At 61.2% G+C, this 3,919-nt stretch carries 2 protein-coding genes; both read left to right on the top strand.

The genetic code is table 11. The features are described 5' to 3' along the window. A partial coding sequence (locus tag M2401_RS34250) for a phosphopantetheine-binding protein (RefSeq protein ID WP_259111495.1) occupies window positions 1-492 on the top strand: 492 nt, incomplete at its 5' end. Between the two features lie 10 nt (window positions 493-502). Next, a partial coding sequence (locus M2401_RS34245; protein WP_259111493.1) for an amino acid adenylation domain-containing protein occupies window positions 503-3,919 on the top strand: 3,417 nt, incomplete at its 3' end.

The raw sequence follows: 3,919 nt of genomic DNA, 5'->3' as shown, positions 1-3,919 counted from the left end.
GGTGCCGACCCACGGGAAGGGCTCAAGGTGCACCTGAAGGCGGGTCTGCCGGACTATATGGTGCCCGCGCAGTGGGTGTTATTGCAGGCCATGCCTCTGAGCCCCAATGGCAAGCTGGATCGCAAGGCGCTGCCACTGCCGGACACCAGCCTGCTGCAATCGCTGTATGTTGCGCCGCAAAGCGAGTTGCAGCAGCAGCTGGCGGCGATCTGGGCGGATGTGCTGAAGATTGATCGAGTCGGTCTGAATGACGACTTCTTCGAACTGGGGGGTCATTCCCTGCTGGTGATGCAGGTCATCGTCCGGGTGCGCGGTCAATTGGCTCGGGAAATTGCCATGGGCGAACTGTTCGAGCATTCGCGCCTGGAGGCTTTTGCCGAGCGCGTGGCGGCCGGTTCCCGTCAAGGTAATCAGGTTCAGGACGAATTGGCTAAATCCCTGGAGGCCCTTAAACGTCTTTCGATGGAGGAAATCGACGAACTGACTTCATAGGGGATATTCAGTGCAAGAGCTGCTCGACTCCGTACGGACACTCTCTTCAAAAGAGCGCAAGGCCCTCGCGGCCTTGCTCAAGCGCCAGGGCGTGAACCTTTACTCGGTCACGCCGATTCTGCCCAGGACGCCCGAGGAGCCCTTGACACTGTCTTACGCCCAGCAGCGCCAGTGGTTTCTCTGGCAACTGGAGCCGCAAAGTGCCGCCTATAACCTGTCTACTGCGTTGCGCCTCAAGGGGCGGCTGAATTACCCGGCCTTGCAGCGCAGCTTTGAGACCCTGCTGCAAAGGCACGAAAGCCTGCGCACGATTTTCCTGCAGACGCCAGATGGTGTGGTGCAGAGCATTCAGCCTGCTACGCCTTTGCAATTGAATGCCCAAGCCATTGCGACTGATGAGTTGCAGGGGCATATCGAGCAGGCGGTCAGGCATTGTTTCGATCTGACGGCCGGCCCGCTATTCAATGTCAGCCTGTTGCGCATGGCTGATGAAGACCACGCGCTGGTCCTGGTGCAGCACCACATTCTGTCTGATGGCTGGTCCATGGCAATCATGGTCGATGAACTGGTGCAGCTGTATCAGGGCTTTTGCCAGGGGCAGGAAGCCAGTCTCGAAGACTTGCCGATCCAGTACGCGGATTATGCGTTGTGGCAACGTCGCTGGATGGAAGCTGGGGAGCAGGAGCGCCAGCTGGGCTATTGGCAGCAGCAACTGGGTGGCGAGCAACCGGTGCTGGAGCTGCCGCTGGATCATCCGCGCCCGGCCGTCCAGGACTATCGTGGTGCCGCGCTGGATGTGGAGTTGGGCGCTGAACTGAGTCAGCGCCTCAAAGTGCTGGCCCAGCAGCAGGGCGTGACGCTGTTCATGCTGTTGCTGGCCTCGTTCCAGGCCTTGCTGCAGCGCTACTCGGGGCAGAACGATATCCGTGTCGGCGTGCCGGTTGCCAACCGCTCGCGGGTGGAAACCGAGGGGCTGATCGGCTTTTTCGTCAATACTCAGGTACTCAAGGCCGAATTCGCTATCACGACCACCGTGGCCGACCTGCTGGCCCAGGTCAAACGCACGGCCATGCAAGCCCAGGCTCATCAGGATCTGCCTTTTGAGCAACTGGTCGAAGCCCTGCAACCGGAGCGCAGCCTGAGCCATACGCCACTGTTCCAGGTGATGTTCAACCACCAGAGCGAGGCGCGCGGACAGGCGCGGCAATTATCCGGGCTGCGGGTGGAGGCCCTGCACTGGGACTCGCACACTGCCCAGTTCGATCTGAGCCTGGACACCCGGGAGCACCGCGACGGCCTTCGTGCACGACTGACCTATGCCACAGCGCTGTTCGATGCCGTCACCGTGCAAGGCTTTGCCAGTCATTGGCGAGCGTTGCTGGAAGGCATGATCGCCCAGCCTCACGCCCGAGTAGCGGAGCTGGCGCTGATGAGCGAAGCGGAACAGGCGCAATGGTTGCCGCTATTGGACCGGCGCAGTGCCTTGGGCACGGTTTACCGCAGCGTGCACGAGCAGATCGAAGAACAGGTCCGACGTAACCCGCAGGCCATTGCGCTGATCTGCGATACCCGGCAGTTGACCTATGCCGAGCTCAATCTGAGCGCCAATCGACTTGCCCATCAATTGCGTGCCCATGGCGTCGGCCCGGATGTTCTGGTGGGTGTCGCGGTAGAGCGTGGCTTGGGAATGGTGGTTGCGGTGCTGGCGGTACTCAAGGCCGGCGGTGCCTATGTGCCGCTGGATCCGGACTACCCGCGCGAGCGGCTGGGCTACATGATCGAAGACTCGGGTATTGGCCTGCTGCTGACCCACGAGCATCTGCATCGGCAACTGTTGCTGCCCGAGACGGTTCATTGCCTCTATGTGGAAGCGACAGCAGAGGGGTATGGGCAGGATAACCCGGTCAATCTGACCCGGCCTCATAATCTGGCCTATGTGATGTACACCTCAGGCTCCACCGGTCGCCCCAAAGGGGTGGCGATTGACCTCGGTTCGCTGAGTGCCCACAGCGAGGTTTCGGTGGGCTTCTTTAACCTGACGCCTGAAGACCGGGTGCTGCAATTCTCGACATTCAACTTCGACGGCTTTGTCGAGCAGTTGTATCCGATCCTGACTTTGGGCGGCTCCGTGGTTATCCGGGGCCCGGAGATCTGGGACAGTGAAACCTTCTATCGGCAACTGATTGATCACGATATCAGCGTGGTCGATCTGACTACGGCGTACTGGTTCATGCTGGTCAAGGACTTTGCCAGGATCGGACCGCGACCCTATGGCCGCCTGCACCAGATGCATGCCGGTGGTGAGGCGATGCCGCCGGAAGGTATCGATGCCTGGCGTCAGGCCGGCCTGGCGCATGTGGTCCTGCTCAATACATACGGTCCGACCGAGGCGACGGTGACCGTCACGGCCCACGATTGTGCCGCGCTGGTCGCCGGAACAACGCCCTCACCGGCCATGATGCCGATTGGCCGGACGTTGCCGGGGCGGGTTATCCATGTGCTCGACAACCAGGGGCAACTGGCGCCGCCGGGCGTTACCGGCGAGCTGTTGATTGGCGGCGAGCTGCTGGCGCGGGGGTATTTCCAGCGTGCGGCGCTTACTGCCGAGCGTTTCATCCCCGACCCATTTGCCACGCACGGCGGTGCACGGCTGTACCGCAGTGGTGATCTGGCGCGCTACCGGCGCAGCGGCGAGCTGGAGTATGCCGGGCGTATCGATCATCAGGTCAAGATCCGTGGCTTCCGTATCGAGCTGGGAGAGATCGAAGCGGCGCTGTTGACCCATGATGTACTCCGCGATGCCAAGGTCATTGACCTGGATGGTCCGACGGGCAAGCAACTGGTGGCCTATGTGGTACCCGCCGAGCCTGCAGAGATAGCGAACGCCGCTATCGTCGAGACCTTGCGGGAGGCGCTGAGGACGCAACTGCCCGACTACATGCTGCCCCGGCATTATGTGCTGTTGGAGCAATTGCCGCTGAGTCCCAATGGCAAGCTGGATCGCAAGGCCCTCCCAGCCCCGGACATGACCCTGGGTCAATCCGCCTACGTCGAGCCGACCAACGAGCTGCAACGACAAGTGGCGATGATTTGGGCGCAGGTCCTCAAGGTCGAGCGAGTGGGTTTGAACGACAGTTTTTTCGAACTGGGTGGGCATTCGTTATTGGCCACTCAGGTCATCTCGCGGCTGCGTCAGGCGTTGCAAGTCGAGGTTGCGCTCAAGGCACTGTTCGAAGCCAGCGATCTGGCCGGGTTTACCCTGCGTGTCGCCGATAGCCAGCGGGACCACGCACCTGCTTTCAAGCGTATTGATCGCCACAGCGCGATGCAGTTGTCCTACGCCCAGCAACGCCAGTGGTTTCTCTGGCAGTTGGAACCTGGCAGTGCGGTGTACAACATTCCAGCGGCTTTGCGACTCAAGGGCGAG

Origin of the sequence: Pseudomonas sp. JUb42 (genome assembly GCF_024807945.1) — a bacterium.
GTDB lineage: Bacteria > Pseudomonadota > Gammaproteobacteria > Pseudomonadales > Pseudomonadaceae > Aquipseudomonas.
Note: the sequence above shows the minus strand (reverse complement) of the source record. Positions and strands in the feature narration are given on the sequence as shown.